General features: G+C 64.0%; 14 protein-coding genes. 9 read left to right on the top strand and 5 right to left on the bottom strand.

The genetic code is table 11. The features are described from left to right. The first annotated feature begins 220 nt into the window (after positions 1 to 220). The 4 genes from IVB01_RS30390 to cyoD are packed head-to-tail and all read left to right on the top strand — an operon-like array spanning position 221 to position 4,071. Entirely contained in the window at positions 221 to 1,054 is an 834-nt protein-coding gene (locus IVB01_RS30390; protein WP_247279236.1) for a cytochrome ubiquinol oxidase subunit II, read from the top strand. Further along, entirely contained in the window at positions 1,044 to 3,044 is a 2,001-nt protein-coding gene (cyoB, locus tag IVB01_RS30385; RefSeq protein WP_247279237.1) for a cytochrome o ubiquinol oxidase subunit I, read from the top strand. Before IVB01_RS30390 ends, cyoB begins: the two co-directional genes overlap by 11 nt. Further along, complete coding sequence (locus IVB01_RS30380) at positions 3,044 to 3,685, top strand: cytochrome (ubi)quinol oxidase subunit III (RefSeq protein WP_247279238.1); 642 nt, start codon at positions 3,044 to 3,046, stop codon at positions 3,683 to 3,685. Before cyoB ends, IVB01_RS30380 begins: the two co-directional genes overlap by 1 nt. Continuing rightward, positions 3,682 to 4,071 (top strand): cytochrome o ubiquinol oxidase subunit IV, encoded by a 390-nt coding sequence (gene cyoD, locus IVB01_RS30375; protein WP_247279239.1) that lies wholly within the window; start codon positions 3,682 to 3,684, stop codon positions 4,069 to 4,071. Before IVB01_RS30380 ends, cyoD begins: the two co-directional genes overlap by 4 nt. A 218-nt stretch (positions 4,072 to 4,289) precedes the next feature. Here the strand turns inward: cyoD and IVB01_RS30370 are convergent, their stop codons facing one another. Beyond that, positions 4,290 to 5,078, bottom strand: coding sequence for a thermonuclease family protein (locus tag IVB01_RS30370; protein WP_247279240.1), 789 nt, complete (start codon positions 5,076 to 5,078; stop codon positions 4,290 to 4,292). Between the two features lie 198 nt (positions 5,079 to 5,276). Here IVB01_RS30370 and IVB01_RS30365 point away from each other — a divergent pair, with 198 nt between their 5' ends. The 3 genes from IVB01_RS30365 (at position 5,277) to IVB01_RS30355 (ending at position 8,629) form a co-directional block, all read left to right on the top strand. Further along, complete coding sequence (locus IVB01_RS30365; RefSeq protein ID WP_247279241.1) at positions 5,277 to 6,875, top strand: GMC family oxidoreductase; 1,599 nt, start codon at positions 5,277 to 5,279, stop codon at positions 6,873 to 6,875. 202 nt (positions 6,876 to 7,077) lie between these two features. Continuing rightward, positions 7,078 to 7,527: a gluconate 2-dehydrogenase subunit 3 family protein gene (locus tag IVB01_RS30360; protein WP_247279242.1), complete on the top strand. Its 450-nt coding sequence runs from the start codon at positions 7,078 to 7,080 to the stop codon at positions 7,525 to 7,527. 82 nt (positions 7,528 to 7,609) lie between these two features. Then, positions 7,610 to 8,629 carry a trypsin-like peptidase domain-containing protein gene (locus IVB01_RS30355; protein WP_247279243.1) on the top strand — a complete coding sequence of 340 codons (1,020 nt, stop codon included), beginning with the start codon at positions 7,610 to 7,612 and terminating at the stop codon, positions 8,627 to 8,629. Between the two features lie 382 nt (positions 8,630 to 9,011). On the opposite strand, the gene IVB01_RS30350 is transcribed toward IVB01_RS30355, so the two are convergent. Continuing rightward, positions 9,012 to 12,485, bottom strand: a complete 3,474-nt coding sequence (locus tag IVB01_RS30350) for an indolepyruvate ferredoxin oxidoreductase family protein (RefSeq protein WP_247279244.1) — start codon at positions 12,483 to 12,485, stop codon at positions 9,012 to 9,014. 161 nt (positions 12,486 to 12,646) lie between these two features. Between IVB01_RS30350 and IVB01_RS30345 the strand changes: the two genes are divergently transcribed. Both IVB01_RS30345 and IVB01_RS30340 read left to right on the top strand, forming a co-directional pair. Then, on the top strand, positions 12,647 to 13,600 hold the full coding sequence (locus IVB01_RS30345; protein WP_247279245.1) for a hypothetical protein: 954 nt from the start codon (positions 12,647 to 12,649) through the stop codon (positions 13,598 to 13,600). 118 nt (positions 13,601 to 13,718) lie between these two features. Further along, positions 13,719 to 14,417, top strand: coding sequence for an isochorismatase family cysteine hydrolase (locus IVB01_RS30340; RefSeq protein WP_247279246.1), 699 nt, complete (start codon positions 13,719 to 13,721; stop codon positions 14,415 to 14,417). Positions 14,418 to 14,446: 29 nt separating this feature from the next. Here IVB01_RS30340 and soxA read toward each other — a convergent pair whose 3' ends face one another. From soxA to IVB01_RS30325, 3 genes are read right to left on the bottom strand one after another with little or no spacing between them, the layout of a single operon-like run. Further along, the gene (gene soxA / locus IVB01_RS30335; RefSeq protein ID WP_247279247.1) at positions 14,447 to 15,223 is read right to left on the bottom strand and encodes a sulfur oxidation c-type cytochrome SoxA; all 777 of its coding nucleotides are present in this window, start codon (positions 15,221 to 15,223) and stop codon (positions 14,447 to 14,449) included. Continuing rightward, a complete protein-coding gene (soxZ, locus tag IVB01_RS30330) occupies positions 15,220 to 15,537 on the bottom strand; it encodes a thiosulfate oxidation carrier complex protein SoxZ (protein WP_247417363.1) in 318 nt (105 codons plus the stop codon). Before soxZ ends, soxA begins: the two co-directional genes overlap by 4 nt. After that, on the bottom strand, positions 15,537 to 16,004 hold the full coding sequence (locus tag IVB01_RS30325) for a SoxY-related AACIE arm protein (RefSeq protein WP_247279249.1): 468 nt from the start codon (positions 16,002 to 16,004) through the stop codon (positions 15,537 to 15,539). The genes soxZ and IVB01_RS30325 overlap by 1 nt, the downstream gene beginning before the upstream one ends. Positions 16,005 to 16,008: the final 4 nt, after the last annotated feature.

The raw sequence follows: 16,008 nt of genomic DNA, 5'->3' as shown, positions 1-16,008 counted from the left end.
AATATTTTCGTGCAGATTAGCAATCGCCTCGACCGGAGAGAAGGGCGCCGCTCCCGCTTTCATGTCATTGACATCACATGCGATTGCATGTTGCGGCCGGCCGACCGCGCATGGCTGACCCCAGCGGTTCAGGAACCGTTCTGAGGTCGCAGCGTTTGTTGCGGAGCCTTTCCCGCGCTAGGCTCTGTCCCGGGGCTTCCCAACCGCCAGTGGCTTGCCGATGAATCTGCTCGATCCGCAAGGGCCTGTGGCTGCGGCCAACAGCACCATCCTGATCGATTCCGTCTTCATCATGCTCGTGATCGTGGTGCCGACCATCGTTGCGATACTCGGCTTCGCGTTCTGGTTTCGCGCGTCCAATCCGAAAGCGCGCTACCAGCCCGACTTCGTCTATTCCGGGCGCGTCGAGATGGTGGTGTGGGCGATCCCTGCGCTCACTGTCATCCTGCTCGGCGGCGTCGCCTGGATCGGCTCGCATCAGCTCGATCCCGCGGCACCCGTGCCGGGCACCGGCAGCCCGGTGCGCATCCAGGCCGTCTCGCTCGACTGGAAATGGCTATTCATCTATCCGGATCAGCGCATCGCCACCGTCAACACGCTAACGGTACCAGCCGGCGCCGAGCTGAACTTCCAGCTGACGTCGTCGAGCGTGATGAACACGTTCTTTATCCCGCAGCTCGGCAGCATGATCTACACCATGAACGGCATGGTGACGAAGCTGAACCTGCGCGCCGACCACGAGGGCAGGCTCCAGGGCCTGTCGGCGCATTTCTCCGGCGACGGCTTCCCCGACATGATGTTCGACGTCAACGTGATCTCGCCGCTCGCGTTTCCGGATTGGGTGGCGGGCACGGCGAAGACCGATGCCGTGCTGAATGAGGACAGCTACAGGACCCTGATGCAGCAGGGAATCGAGAAGAGCCGGCCGACTTATCGGCTCGAGGATCCGCGCCTGTTCGATCTGATCGCAACCCAGCACATTCCGCCGGGTCCTGGGCCGGAGCTGGCATCCGAAGCCGGCCGGTCGCACAGTGGAGGCCACGATGCTCGGTAAGCTCGATTGGTCCGCCATTCCGTTCGATCAGCCGATTCCGCTCGTCGCCGGCGCGGTGGTGCTGGTCGCCATCCTGGGCGTGCTGGCCTGGGTCGTGGTGAGGGGGCATCTGCCCTATCTCTGGAGCGAATGGATCACCAGCGTCGACCACAAGCGCATTGGCGTCATGTATGTGCTGCTGGCCTCGGTGATGCTGCTGCGCGGCGGCAGCGACGCCATCATGATGCGAATCCAGCAGGCGGTCGCCTACCAATCGCAAGGCTATCTCCCGCCCGAGCACTACAACCAGATTTTTTCCGCGCACGGCACCATCATGATCTTCTTCGTGGCAATGCCGTTCGTGATCGGGCTGATGAACCTGATCGTGCCGCTCCAACTCGGCGTGCGCGATGTCGCGTTCCCGACGCTCAATTCGGTCGGGTTCTGGCTGACCGCGACCGGCGCACTGCTGGTCAATATCTCGCTCGTGGTCGGCGAATTCGCGCGCACCGGTTGGCTCGCCTTTCCGCCGCTGTCGGAACTGTCCTACTCGCCCGGGGTCGGCGTCGATTACTACGCCTGGTCACTCCAGATCTCCGGCGTCGGCACGCTGGTCGCCGGCATCAATCTCGTCACCACCGTGCTGAAGCTGCGCACCAAGGGCATGAACTATCTGCGCATGCCGATGTTCTGCTGGACCACGCTGGCCTCGAACCTCCTCATCGTCGCCGCGTTCCCGATCCTCACCGCCACGCTGGCGATGCTCTTGCTCGACCGTTACCTCGGCTTCCACTTCTTCACCAACGAGGCCGGCGGCAACGTCATGATGTTCATGAACCTGATCTGGGCTTGGGGGCATCCCGAGGTCTACATCCTGGTGCTGCCGGCCTTCGGCATCTTCTCCGAGGTGGTTTCGACCTTCTCCGGCAAGGCGCTGTTCGGCTATCGCTCGATGGTGCTCGCCACCATGGCGATCTGCGTCATCTCCTTCATGGTGTGGTTGCATCATTTCTTCACGATGGGTGCCGGCCCCGACGTCAACGCCATCTTCGGCATCGCTAGCATGATCATCGCGGTGCCGACGGGGGTGAAGATCTACAATTGGCTGTTCACGATGTATGGCGGCCGCATCCGTTTTGCGACGCCGATGCTGTGGGCGGTCGGCTTCATGGTGACGTTCATCGTCGGCGGATTGACGGGCGTCCTGCTCGCGGTGCCGCCGGCCGACTTCATGCTTCACAACAGCATGTTCCTGGTGGCGCACTTCCACAATGTCATTATCGGCGGCGTGCTATTCGGCGCCTTCGCCGGCTTCGAATATTGGTTTCCGAAGGCGTTCGGCTTCCGCCTCGACGAACGCTGGGGCAAGGCTGCGTTCTGGTTCACCTTCCTCGGCTTCTTCATCACCTTCATGCCGCTCTATGTCGCCGGCATGCTCGGCATGACGCGGCGCATGCAGCATTACGATGTCGCGGCCTGGCGGCCCTGGATGCTGGTGGCGGCGGTGGGCATGGCGGTGCTGACGATCGGCGTGATCTGCCAGATCGTGCAGATCGTGGTCAGCATCCGCAACCGCGAGGCCTTGCGTGACCGCACCGGCGATCCCTGGGACGGCCGCTCGCTGGAATGGGCGACCTCGTCGCCGCCGCCGGTGTTCAATTTCGCCTTCCATCCCGACGTGCGCGGCGAGGACGCCTATTGGGAGATGAAGGCGCATGCCAAGCAGCAACTGCTCGAGCACGAAGAGCCGGAATATCAGGACATCGAGATGCCCCGGAATTCTCCCACCGGCTTCGTCTGCGCGTTCTTCGCCACCATCATGGGCTTTGCGCTGATCTGGCACATCTGGTGGATGGTGATCCTGGGCGGCCTGGGTGCCTTCGCGACCTTCGTCGTGTTCGCCTGGCGCGACCATGACGAATACGTCATCCCGGCCGATGAGGTCGCCCGCATCGACCGCACCAATCTCGAGGAGCGGCGCAGCCTCGTCAGCATGGCGGGGGCAGTCTGATGTCGATGACCGCCACGGCCGGCCGCGCCCACGCCGATCCCCATCACATCGGGCTCATCATCGAGCATCCCGGACCCGCGCCGAAGCGGATCGTGACCGCCTACGGCTTCTGGATCTTCCTGCTCTCCGACATCGTGATGTTCTCCTGCTTCTTTGCGGCCTATGCGGTGCTGGCCGGCCAGACCGCCGGCGGCCCGAAGGGCTCGGAGATCTTCGAGCCGAAGAACGTCGCGATCGAAACGGTCTGCCTGTTGCTGTCGAGCTTCACCTGCGGCATGGCCAGCATTGCCGCCGACGTGCGCAACCGGTTCTGGTTCTACCTTGGCATGGCCGTGACCTGTGTGCTCGGCCTCATATTCCTCGCCATCGAGTTCCGCGAATTCGCCGACCTCGTCGCCCGTGGCTATGGCCCATCGCGCAGCGCGTTCCTGACCGCGTTCTTCTCGCTGGTCGGGTGTCATGGCCTGCACGTCTCGGCCGGAGTGCTGTGGCTGCTCACCATGATGGCCCAGGTGTTCGCCAAAGGCTTTCGCGCCGACATATTGCGGCGGATGATGTGCTTTGCGCTGTTCTGGCACGCGCTCGACATCATCTGGGTCGCGGTGTTTTCCGTGGTCTACCTGCTCGGGAGCGCGCCATGAGTGATCAGACCCATGGGTTGGTGAAACACGACCTCGCGCCCGGCGAGGAAGAGCAACACAGTGTCGGCACCCGCATCCTCGGTTACGTCGTCGGTCTTGTCTTGGCCCTGCTGCTCACGGCGACGTCGTTCTTCATCGCCGGTACGGATCTGGTCTGGCAGCCGTCGATTCCTGTTGCGCTGATCGTGCTCGCGATCGCACAGATGGGCGTGCATCTCGTGTTCTTCCTGCACATCACCACAGGTCCGGACAACACCAACAACGTGCTGGCGCTCGCCTTCGGGCTTCTGGTCGTCTTCCTGGTGGTCGGAGGAACGGTCTGGATCATGGCGCATCTGAACGCCAACATGCCACCGATGGACCACATCATGCAGATGCGGAGTTAGGACCCGCCCAAAAAGAAAGAGCCGCTTGGATGGCAAGCGGCCCAAGTCTAGGGAGGAAACGCCCGAGCAAGGCAATCGGACCGAAGCCGGATTGCTGCCAAAGGAAACGCTCGCGCAAGGCGCTTGCGTACGCATACAAATGACGCAACTCCCGATAGACTTCAATTCCGGATCAATACGGTCTTGGACTACTACTCACGGATGTGTGAAGGAATTGTTCACTTCGGCCGACGGCAATTATAGGCCTTGCGGAAGCCGGCGGCCTGGGCGTCGTCCTCCGAGCAGAACCAGCGGTCGGGCTTAGTCGTCGCCGGATAGCTCGGACAGCCCCGCAAATGATAGATGCCGATATTGCCGGTGACGCGTGCGCGCACCGCGAGCTTGCCCTTGATGCTGCAACTCGGCGGCATCGTCAGCTCCTCCGGGAACAGCACGGCGCGGATTTCCTTGTCCCGGTCTGGGCGGCACGCGGCGCCGAGAAGCGCGCCATCCCTCTTGCCGGCGCGGAAATCTTGCGGTGCAACAAAGCAGCCCTTCCAGATCCCAGCGGCCGCCGTCTTGGCCTCGGTGGCCGCCGGTTTGACGTTGGCCTTGATCGGCTCGCGCGCGAGGGCAAAGCCGAGCTTGATCAACTGCTCGTTCAAGCTGGCCTTGTCGCCCTCGGCCGTGCAGATGGCGCGGTGCCGCTTGCCAAAACTCTTTTCCGGTCCGACGTCGTCGCAGCGCACCGTCCGTTTTCCGATCAGTTTCGTCAGCTGGTCGCGGGCCTCGATGCCGCAGCTCCAGGAATCGGCGTGCTCGTCGATGCAGACCTGATCAAGCTCGGGCGCATCAACGCCGTCGAGCCGATAGGTGACGTCGCCGACCTGGATGGAGTTGCCGTCGCGGGCTGTCGCGGCGGCAGTCAGCGCGGAGGCTGGTCCGGGCGAGACCAGAAGTCCGGACAAGGCGAAAAATGAAGCGAGCGCAAAAGCGCGGGCGGGGGCAAAGAAATTTCGGAAGGACATACGATCTCGCTATCGATGGCTCGTGCGGCCCTGTTCCTAGCATCCGGATGTGGCGAGACCAATGGTCTGCGCCCTGCGAAGTGCGACATTCCGGCCTCGCGGCTTTACTCAGCCGTTGCTCTGATCCTATCGTTCGCCGGCCTCGCGGACCGCAGGGCCGAATCGCCCGGAAAGCGGCGAGGGGAGGAAAAGGTTGCAATGAAAGACCCCGTGGACGTCCTGATCATCGGCGCCGGCGCTTCCGGCGCGGCGGTGGCGTGGTCGCTGGCCGAGACCAAGATGCACATTCTCTGCCTGGAGCAGGGCGGCTGGATGAATCCGGCGGAATATCCCAGCACCGGGCGGGACTGGGAAGCCAAGTTCTACGGCGAATGGTCGTCGAGCCCCAACGTCCGCGGGCGGCCCGAGGACTATCCGATCAACGACGACAATTCGCCGATCAAGGTCGTCAACTACAATGCAGTAGGCGGCTCGACGGTCATGTACACCGCGCACTGGCCGCGGCTGCATCCCTCCGATTTCAAGGTGAAGACGCTCGATGGCGTCGCCGACGACTGGCCGATCGACTACGATGCGCTGACCCCGTTCTTCGAGGAGAACGACCGGATGATGGGGACCTCCGGCCTGTCAGGCGATCCGCTTTCGCCGCTGACGCATCCGCCGATGCCGCAACAGCCGCTGGGATTGTCCGGCGCCATCATCGGCAAGGCCATGAACAAGCTCGGCTGGCACTGGTGGCCGTCTGACACGACGGTCGCGACAATGGACTATGAGGGCCGGGCGCGCTGCATCAATCTCGGCCATTGCACGCCGGCCTGCGCGCAAGGCGCAAAGTCTTCCACCGACATCACCTATTGGCCGCATGCGATCCGTGCCGGCGTCGAGCTGCGCACCCATTGCCGCGTGCGTGAGATCACCACCGACGAGACCGGCATGGCCTCGGGCGTGGTCTATTACGACAAGGACGGCATCGAGCAATTTCAGCCCGCCCACGTCGTCATCATCGCCTGCAACGGCGTCGGTACGCCGCGATTGCTGCTGAACTCGGCCTCGGGGCGTTTTCCGAATGGACTTGCCAATTCGTCCGGGCTCGTCGGCAAGAACCTGATGTTTCACCCCTATGCGCAGATCTACGGCTATGTGAAGGAGCCGACGGACAGCAACCGCGCGCCGCCGACCTGCCTGTGGAGCAAGCAGTGGTATGACACGGACCTGTCGCGCGGCTTCGTGCGCGGCTACGGCGTGCAGTTCGTACGCGGGGCAGGACCGGTGTTCGAGGCCGTCGTCAGCGAGCAGAAGGGCATTTTGCCCTGGGGCGCCGACCATCACCGCGTCTTCCGTAAGCTCAATGGCCATCGGCTGGGTTTCTCCGCGATCTGCGAGGACCTGCCCGAAGAGCATAATCGCGTCACGCTCGATCCGGTGCTGAAGGACAGCCACGGCATTCCCGCACCGAAGATCGATTATACGATCAGCGAGAACAGCCGGAAGATGATGGAGCATGCGCTCGCCCGCGGCCGCGAGGTTCTCGAAACGGCGGGCGCGACCGACATCTGCATCAATTCGCCGATCCCGTGGGGCGGCTGGCACCTGCTCGGCACCGCGCGGATGGGCACCGACCCCGAACGCTCGGTCGTCAACGAATGGGGCCGCACCCACGACGTCAAGAACCTGTTCATCGTCGACGGCAGCATCTTCGTCACTTCGGGCGGGGTAAACCCGACCTCCACCATCCAGGCCCTCGCGCTTTATATCGCCGATCAGATGAAGCAGCGCCTCGCCAATTTGTTCGATTGAGGGCCCGTGATGGATGCACTGAACCCGCCACGAATTCGCTGCACCTCTCCCGCTTGCGGGAGAGATCGCCGCGCTCGAAGAGCGCGGCGGGCGAGGGCTCTCCCCTCTCGAGGAGTCTCTCTGCGGAGATACCCTCTCCCCAACCCTCCCCCGCAAGCGGGGGAGGGAGCAGACCTTCATCGCGGCGTTAGAAGAGCGCACAATGACTGATCAACTCTCCCTCACGCCGCGTCAGCGCGGCGACCTCCGCACCATTGCCGCGATGATCATTCCGGCCAGCGAAGAATACCGGGTCCCGGGCGCCGACGATCCCGCGATCCAGGCCGACATGTTGGCCACGCTCGGCCGCGACACCAAACAGGTGGCGGCGGCGCTAGATCATTTGGCGCGGCTCGCCGGAGCGCCGCTCGTCGAGCTCGATGCCGCCAGGCGCGATGCGGTGGCGCAGGATTTTCGCAAACATGGCGGTGTCGCCGCCGCAACGCTCGTCCGCGTCGTGCTGCAATGCTATTACCGCGACGACCGCGTGCTGGGCTCGCTCGGGCTCGAGCTGCGCGCACCATTCCCCAAGGGCCATGTGCTCCCGGATGGAGACTGGTCGCTGCTCGATCCGGTCAAGGCGAGAGGCGGCTCGCTGAGGCGGGCACCCTAGCAGCCCAGCCTTGCGCCGCGGTCGGGCCACTTGCGCGAGAGAGAACAGGCCACCATCTGTGTGAGCCTCAAGGACTCTTGCCATGTTGGACTTCACCTCAGATGTCGCCGATGACGCATCGTCATCGCGAACGACGGCGTCTGCTCCGGTCGATGACCGGGCTCTGCTGGACGCCTATTCCAATGCCGTGATCGACGTGACCGACCGCGTCGGCCCTGCGGTCGTGCGTGTCGAGACCGGGCCGAAAGTGCCGAACGGCCGCGAGCGCGGCGGGCTCGGCTCGGGCACCGTGATCTCGCCTGATGGACTCGTGCTCACCAACAGCCATGTGGTCGGCTCGTCAAAAGAGATTCGGCTGCGCGACGTTGAGGGGCACGTCGGCGACGCCCAGGTGCTCGGTGTCGATCCCGACACTGACCTCGCGCTCTTGCGCGCCAACGGCGTGCGCCATTTGCCTTATGCCGCGCTTGGCAACTCCAAGAGCCTGCGGCGGGGCCAACTCGTGATCGCGATCGGCAATCCGCTCGGCTTCGAGTCGACCGTGACCGCCGGAGTCGTCTCGGCGCTCGGCCGCTCGATCCGCTCGGTCAGCGGGCGCACCATCGAGGATGTGATCCAGACCGATGCCGCGCTCAATCCCGGCAATTCCGGCGGACCACTGGTCTCGTCGAATGCCGAGGTGATAGGCATCAACACCGCCATCATCAACGGGGCGCAGGGCATCTGCTTTGCGGTCGCCAGCAACACTGCGCAGTTCGTGCTGTCGGAGATCATCCGCCACGGTTATGTCCGCCGCGCCTATATCGGCGTTGCCGGGCAGACCGCGCCGGTCCCGCGGCGGCATGCGGTGCTGGCCGGTGTCGAGAACAAGATGGGCGCGCTCTTGATGCAAATCGAGCCGGACGGCCCGGCGGCGAAGGCGGGCCTGTTGCCCGGTGACGTCGTGATCAGGCTCGACGGCATCGAGATCAACGGTGTCGACGATCTGATCCGCGTGCTCGACCGCGACCGGATCGGCCGGCGGTTGTCCATGGACGTGCTGCGGCTCGGCCGCCTGCGGGCGATCGATATCGATCCGATCGAACGCAAGCCAGCGCGCTAGCGCGGTTCCCCTTGGGCGAGGTACGACGGTGTCATGCCTTGTCCTCGGAAGCCCGCCGCATGATGCCGGCACATCAAAGCTACGACATCATCGGCGCCCGTGCCGGCGGCATGACAGCTGCGGCCGTCGCTGCGGGCCGAAGGGCTGCGCGTGGACGCGCGGCCAAACTGTCAGTGATGTGTCCGAACAGGCGTCAGCCATGTCTGCGGTCTAAACACTTCGCGGGCGATGATACTCAGTGTGTGGCGAGGCGCATTCCACCATCTCCGTCGTTGCGAACGTAGCGAAGCAATCCAGAGTCTTTCCGCGGGGGTTAGTCTGGATTGCTTCGTCGCAAGGGCTCCTCGCAATGACGCGGGGCGAGAGCTTCGCGCTCTCGCCACTACTCGGCCGCGGCGGCAAAGCGGCTGTTCTCCAGCTCCGCTTCCAGCCGCGCCGTCTCGGTCGAGGCAAGTTTGATATTTGCTTCCTTGACGTGGCCGAAGCCGCGGATCATTTCCGGCACGCGCGCAAGCCGCACCAGCAGCGGGATCTGCTCTGCCTTCAGTCCCGCGATCCGCTGATCGATCATGCCGAGATAGTCCTCAATCAGCTTGCGCTCTGTCTTGCGCTCATCGGTACGGCCGAACGGATCGAACGTGGTGCCACGCAGGTACTTGAGTTTCGCGAGAACGCGGAAGGCGTGGATCATCCAGCCGCCGAACTCCTGCTTTTGAAGCCGGCCCGTCTTGTCGCGTTTCGCGAAGATCGGTGGGGCAAGATGGTATTTCAGCGTGAAGTCGCCGTCGAATTTTTCCGACACCTTCTTGGCGAAGCTGCCATCAGTGTAGAGCCGTGCGACCTCATACTCGTCCTTATAGGACATCAGCTTGAACAGGTTCTTTGCGACTGCCTCGGTCAGCTCGGTGGAGCCCGGCGTGGCCGCGCTCTCCGCCTTGCGTACCTTGGCGACGGCTGCGAGGTAGCGCTCGGCATATGCCCTATTCTGATAGCCAGTCAGGAACTCGGCGCGGGTCGCGGTGATGTCGTCGAGCGACTTGGTCGGTGCGGCCGCCCTGTTCTTGAACTGGAGCACGCTGCGCACCCGCGACATGTCGTGGGCGGCGAGACGGCCCCAAGTGAAGGCGAGCTTGTTCATCTCGATCGCGGTGCCGTTGATCTCGAAGGCGCGGAGCAGGGCCTCCAGCGACAGCGGGATCGCGCCCTTCTGGAAGGCGAAGCCGAGCATGAAGGGATTGGTGGCGATGCTGTCGCCCATCAGCGCGGCGGCAACGCCCGTCGCGTCGATGATGTCGAGATTCTTGTCCCCGACGGCATCGCGCAGCACCGTCTGCATCGTTCCCATCTCGAAATCGAGATCCGGGTTTTGCACGAAGCTCGCGGTCGGCTGCAGATCGGCGTTGATGTAGGCCTTGGTCACGCCGCGCTCGGCGCGGCTCAGCGCGGTGGCACCGGCCGAGACGATCATGTCGCAGCCGAGGATGACGTCGGCGCCGCCGGTCGTGATGCGGACGGCGGAGATATCCTCCGGCTTCGGCGCGATACGGACATGGCTCATCACCGCGCCGTTCTTCTGCGACAGTCCGGTGAAATCGAGCGCCGAGCAGCCGCGGCCCTCGACATGGGCGGCCATGCCGAGCAGCGCGCCGATGGTGATGACGCCGGTGCCGCCGATGCCCGTAACGAGGATGTTATAAGGGCGGTCCAGCTCGCGCATTGGGGGCAGCGGCAGGTCGGCGAACAGTTGGCCGGAATCGACCGCTGACGTCTTCATGCGCTTCAGGCTGCCGCCATACACGGTCACAAAACTCGGGCAAAAGCCCTCGACGCAGGAAAAGTCCTTGTTGCAGTTCGACTGGTCGATCTGGCGCTTGCGGCCGAACTCGGTCTCCAGCGGCTGCACCGAGACGCAGTTGGAGGCCTGCGAGCAGTCGCCGCAGCCTTCGCAGACGAGCTCGTTGATGAAGGCGCGCTTGGCGGGATCGGGATAGAGCCCGCGCTTGCGGCGGCGGCGCTTTTCTGCCGCGCAGGTCTGGTCGTAGATGATGACCGTGAGGCCCTTGATGTCGCGCAGCTCGCGCTGCACGGCGTCGAGCTCGCGGCGGTGGTGGATGGTCGCGCCTTGCGGGAAGTAATTTCCTGGCGGATACTTGCTCGGATCGTCCGAGACGATCGCGAGGCGCTTGACCCCTTCGGCCCAAACCTGATGCGCGATTTGCGCGACGTTAAAGCTGCCTTCGGCTGGCTGGCCCCCGGTCATGGCGACGGCATCGTTGTAGAGAATCTTGTAGGTGATGTTGATGCCGGCAGCCGAAGCGGCGCGGAGCGCCAGAAGTCCGGAATGCGTATAGGTACCGTCACCGAGATTCTGAAAAATGTGCTTCTCGGTGGTGAAGGGCGATTGGCCGATCCAGTTCACGCCTTCGGCGCCCATATGCGAGATCAGATCGGTGCGGCGCGTCGGCATGCTCAGGGCCATGCCGTGGCAGCCGATGCCGGCCATGGCGCGGCTTCCTTCGGGCACGCGCGTCGAGGAGTTGTGCGGACAGCCCGAGCAGAAGAACGGCGTGCGCGCAAGCTTGATCGGCGTGATGGTGGTAACAGGGTTGTCAAACGCCTCGAGCCGCGCGAGGCGCTGCTCCAGCACCGGGCTGTGATGGCCGAGCTTACGTAACCGCGCCACCAGCGCAGAGGCAACGATGGTGGGCGTCAGCTCGCCCTCGCTCGGCAGCAGCGGCGCGCCGCGCTCGTCGCGCTTTCCCGTGACAGTCGGGCGTTTCGAGGCATCGATGTTGTAGAGGATGCGCATCAGCTGGTCTTCGATGAAGCCGCGCTTCTCCTCGACCACGAGCACGTCCTGAAGACCCTCGGCGAAACGCTTGGCGCCGCTCTCTTCCAGCGGCCAGGTCATCGCAACCTTGTAGATGCGAAGGCCGAGGTCCTGCGCGTCCTTGTCGGTGATCCCTAAGTCGGCGAGCGCTTGGCGCAGATCGAGATAGGCCTTGCCGGTCGCGACGATGCCGAGCCGAGCCGGCTTGGAATCGAGCACGATACGGTCGAGTTGGTTGGCTCGGGCGAAAGCCTGCACCGCTTCCATCTTCGGCCCGAACAGGCGCCTCTCGGCCTCCAGCGGCGGATCAGGCCAGCGGATGTTGAGACCGCTGGCCGGCATCTCGAAATCGTCGGGAAGCCTGATCTGGATGCGCTCGGGGTCGCTATAGATCGAGGCCGAGCTCTCGACAGTTTCGCTGATGGCCTTGAAACCGACCCAGCAGCCGGAGAAGCGCGACAGCGCAAAGCCATAAAGGCCGAGGTCGAGATAATCCTGAAGCGTGGCGGGATTGATCACTGGGATCAGCGCTGCCGCGAACACCTGCTCGCTCTGATGAGCCAGCGTCGAGGACTGGCAGCCATGATCGTCACCGGCCAGCGCCAGCACGCCGCCATTGAGCGAGGTGCCAGCGGCGTTGGCGTGCTTGAGCGCATCGACCGAGCGATCGACGCCGGGGCCCTTGCCGTACCAGATGCCGAACACGCCATCGACCTTGGCGCCGGGAAACAGCCCGACTTGCTGGCTGCCCCAGACCGCGGTCGCCGCGAGGTCCTCGTTCAGGCCGGGCACGAAGGCGATGTCATGCTGCTGCAGATGCGATTTCGCGCGCCACAGCGCGTGGTCATACATCCCGAGCGGGGAACCGCGATAGCCCGAGATGAAACCGCCGGTGTTAAACCCCTGAAGCCGGTCGCGTTCGCGCTGCAACATCGGCAAGCGGACCAGGGCCTGGGTGCCGGACAGGAAGATCCGCTTCGATTCGAGCCGGTATTTATCGTCCAGCTCGACCTGCATTAGCGTCATTTCGGAAGTCCTCGTCTTCTTGCTCGGCGCGGGTCTGTGCTGCGGGAGGGATTGCGCGGCGCGACGCGAATTGTGACAGTCAAAGCATGGGTCGGCGAAGTCAATATCGCTGGCCGCATCCGTGGCGCTCCTGCTAGTCATGGCTACTTGTGGAGAACACCATGGCTGCAAACGCATTCGACACCGAGATCACTGAGACGGCCCAGGCGTTGATCGGACCGTGGCGCCGGCCGCGCCAGATGCTGCAAGCGCAAACTTACGAGGCGCACGCCTCGATCCATGACGACGCCACGGCGCAGAAGCTCGGCTTCAAGGGCGGCACTATCGAGGGGCCCACGCATTTCAGCCAGTTCGCACCGCTCGGCGAACGGCTGTGGGGGCGCGCTTGGTTCGAAACGGGGTGCCTCTCCGCGCATTACCGCAGCGTCTGCTATGAGGGTGAGGAGGTGCAGGCAATCCTGTCGAAGCCGCTGCCGGCTACCCGCCAGTGCCAGATCCAGATGGTCAAGCGCGACGGCACCGAGGTGCTGCGCGGCACCGCCTCGGTCGGCGAGCCGCACGTAGCGACCGCGCTCGAGACGCGCCTTGGCGAGCTCAAGCCGCTGACCGATCCCGTGATCCTGCGCGACGTGAAGGTGGCGCAGACCAGCAAACGGCAGACTGTCCGCATGGCATTTGATCAGAATATGGGCGATCTCTACCCGTTCTCGCTGCGGCAGAAACTCGCGGTCATCACGGAGAGCTCTCCGTACTACTCTGGCGCCGACAATCCATGGCGCAAGCCTATCATCCCGATCGAGATGCTCAGCGTGCTGTTCCAGTACCGCTCCAAGGACGATCCGCTGCCGGCCAAGGGGCCCGCGGTCGGCCTGTTCGCCGATCAGGAGATCCGCCTGCTGCAGGGCCCGCTCTTCGTCGGCGAGGACTATGAGGTGGAGCGCGAGGTGGTCGCACTTTCCGGCAGCCGGCGAACCGAAAGCGCCTGGGTCAAGACGCGCGTGTTCGACAAGGCGAATGCACAGGTCGCCACCATGCTGCTGAACATGGCGACGCTGAAGGAGTCGTACGCGCCATACGAGGACGAGTATCGGCAGCTGTATGGGGCGGGAGGGTAGCGGCGAGCGGTGGCGTCCGCCTCTCCCGTGAGAACGGGAAGCAAGACCAGAGAGCGTCGCTTCGAATGGCACGGCGCTTGCACAAGTTTGCGGCACAGCGTTCGGGCAAGGGGGCATCATGCTGAACTCAACCAAGCCGGCACGGGGAATCATCAATGCCGAGCCCGAGCCGATCGAGCTCGACTGGCTCGTCACCGCGCTCCTCATCATCGACATGCAGCGCGACTTCTTGGAGCCAGGCGGTTTCGGTGAGACGCTGGGAAACAACGTCAGCCAGCTCGCGCGCGCGGTGAATCCGATCGGCGCGGTGCTGAAGGCGGCGCGCGACACCGGCATGCTGGTGATCCACACCCGGGAAGGCCATCTGCCGGATCTCTCCGACGCACCGCCGGCGAAGCTCGAGCGCGGCGCGCCGTCCTTGCGCATCGGCGATCCCGGCCCGATGGGGCGTATTCTCATTCGCGGCGAGGCCGGGCACGATATCATTCCCGAGCTCTATCCGCTTGACAGTGAGATCGTGATCGACAAGCCGGGCAAGGGTGCGTTTTACGCCACCGAGCTCGGCGACGTCTTGGAGAAATACGGCATCGAAAACTTGCTCGTATGCGGTGTCACCACGGAGGTCTGCGTCAACACCACCGTGCGCGAGGCCAATGACCGCGGCTATCGCTGCATCGTGATCTCCGACGGCTGCGCATCTTACTTTCCCGAGTTTCACGAGATGGGCCTAAAGATGATCAAGGCTCAAGGCGGCATCTTCGGCTGGGTCGCGGATTCGGCCGCCATCCTGGTGGCGATGAAGACTTTGACGGGCTAGACGACGGCCAGTTTCAGATTCGTTATGACCTACGGCCGCACCGCCGGCGTCTCCATTGGCAAGCCGCGCGCCCGCGACATCAGATAGAGCTCGAGCGCAACGAGCTCGGGCGAGCCGTAATCATAAGCCTGGGCGCGCACGCCGGTCATGCAGCTGCGCAGCCGTCGCTCCAGTGAACCCAGCGTCTGCCATTCCAGGCGATAGAGTGGATATCCGGTCGGCTGTCCCTGCGTGATCGGCGCACCGGCGAGACGTTTATCGAAATTGTCGTCATGGCAGTTGGAGCAGGCAAGATTGAGCTGGCCCTCGCGCTGCATGAACAGGTCGCGGCCCTGGTCGACGAAGGGTCTTACTTGCGGATCGTCGCCGGCGGTGATCGGAACGCCGCGCGATTGATGGGCGACGAAAGCGGACAACGCCAGCAGGTCGCGGCTCTCGTATGGCAGTGGCGTAGCCTGCTGGTGGTTGCTGCGGCAGAGATTGATGCGTTGGTCGAGCGTGACGGGGCGGCCGAGCGCCTTGTCGAAGGCGGGATAGCGCGCCGCGACGCCCTTCATGCTGCCGCGGGCATCGCCATGGCAGTCGGCGCAGGAGTTCTGCGCACGGCCGGTCTTCTTCCCCCACAGCGCCTCGCCGTCGAGCACGAATAGCATGCCCGGATTGGAGGTGTCGTCATCCTGCATCGCGCGCGTGTCGGGTCCCATGAAGGAATAACCGGAGCGACGCGCCTCGGGCGGGATTTCACCGGCGAGCAGGGCAGGGACCGTGGCGGTCAGCGCCACCGCTATCGCGCGCCAAAACCTCATTCGACTAGGATGGACACCGATGCGGTGGACGAATAGCCGTTGTCGCCGATCCATTCGAATTCGAACTTGCCGCTGTCCTTGGCGACCGTGAAGAACGACAGATAAGGGTTCGCGGCGATCGCCGGGAACAGATCCGCGCGGAAGATCTCGGTGCCGTTGTAGCGGCACGTGAAGCTCGTGATGATGTCGCGCGGCACCAGCGCGCCGGCTGCGGTGTGGCGGAAGCCGGTCTCCATGATGTGTGAAGTCAGCGTGCGGATCTCGATGATCTCGCCGCGTTTGGCCTTGGCCGGAACATTGATGAGCGCTGCCATCAGTTCATCTCCTCTGTGCAGGCGGCCAGCGTCACGACGACGTCGGCGGCGACCTGCCAGAAGGTGTCGTCGGAAAGGCGCGCGATCGCGACCACCTTCTGGCTGTCGGCGAGCCGGATCCGAGTCGAGACCTGGGCGCGGCCGGAGGAGGGACCGAGATGGAAATTGCCAATGTTCGGCTGCGGGTTCTTCTCGTTGAAGACGTGGATGCTCTTGACGTAGTCCGCGTCCGTCATTGGACTTGCGACGCTCACCGTCAACGGCACGGTATTGCCGTTCTCGACCAGCGGCGGGATGTCGAGCTTGATTTTGCCGGTGCGAATCTGTGCCTCACCGACGACGTTGCGGATCGCGGTGTTGAGCATTGGCGGTGTCGCCTCGACTGGCCGCAGCGTGACGATCGGGATCGTGCCGGCGGCCGTCAAGCTGCCGGCGAGGCTTAAGAATTGTCGTCGCGTGGTTGGCATGAGC

Origin of the sequence: Bradyrhizobium sp. 164 (genome assembly GCF_023073715.1) — a bacterium.
Taxonomy (GTDB): Bacteria; Pseudomonadota; Alphaproteobacteria; order Rhizobiales; family Xanthobacteraceae; genus Bradyrhizobium.
Note: the sequence above shows the minus strand (reverse complement) of the source record. Positions and strands in the feature narration are given on the sequence as shown.

Bases quoted from the DNA above. Each gene is read 5' to 3' on its own strand.
- IVB01_RS30390 (WP_247279236.1), top strand. From the start codon at position 221: ATGAATCTGCTCGATCCGCAAGGGCCTGTGGCTGCGGCCAACAGCACC.
- cyoD (WP_247279239.1), top strand. From the start codon at position 3,682: ATGAGTGATCAGACCCATGGGTTGGTGAAACACGACCTCGCGCCCGGC.
- IVB01_RS30370 (WP_247279240.1), bottom strand. From the start codon at position 5,078: ATGTCCTTCCGAAATTTCTTTGCCCCCGCCCGCGCTTTTGCGCTCGCT.
- IVB01_RS30325 (WP_247279249.1), bottom strand. From the start codon at position 16,004: ATGCCAACCACGCGACGACAATTCTTAAGCCTCGCCGGCAGCTTGACG.
- soxA (WP_247279247.1), bottom strand. From the start codon at position 15,223: ATGAGGTTTTGGCGCGCGATAGCGGTGGCGCTGACCGCCACGGTCCCT.
- IVB01_RS30350 (WP_247279244.1), bottom strand. From the start codon at position 12,485: ATGACGCTAATGCAGGTCGAGCTGGACGATAAATACCGGCTCGAATCG.
- cyoB (WP_247279237.1), top strand. From the start codon at position 1,044: ATGCTCGGTAAGCTCGATTGGTCCGCCATTCCGTTCGATCAGCCGATT.
- soxZ (WP_247417363.1), bottom strand. From the start codon at position 15,537: ATGGCAGCGCTCATCAATGTTCCGGCCAAGGCCAAACGCGGCGAGATC.
- IVB01_RS30365 (WP_247279241.1), top strand. From the start codon at position 5,277: ATGAAAGACCCCGTGGACGTCCTGATCATCGGCGCCGGCGCTTCCGGC.
- IVB01_RS30380 (WP_247279238.1), top strand. From the start codon at position 3,044: ATGTCGATGACCGCCACGGCCGGCCGCGCCCACGCCGATCCCCATCAC.
- IVB01_RS30345 (WP_247279245.1), top strand. From the start codon at position 12,647: ATGGCTGCAAACGCATTCGACACCGAGATCACTGAGACGGCCCAGGCG.
- IVB01_RS30360 (WP_247279242.1), top strand. From the start codon at position 7,078: ATGACTGATCAACTCTCCCTCACGCCGCGTCAGCGCGGCGACCTCCGC.
- IVB01_RS30355 (WP_247279243.1), top strand. From the start codon at position 7,610: ATGTTGGACTTCACCTCAGATGTCGCCGATGACGCATCGTCATCGCGA.
- IVB01_RS30340 (WP_247279246.1), top strand. From the start codon at position 13,719: ATGCTGAACTCAACCAAGCCGGCACGGGGAATCATCAATGCCGAGCCC.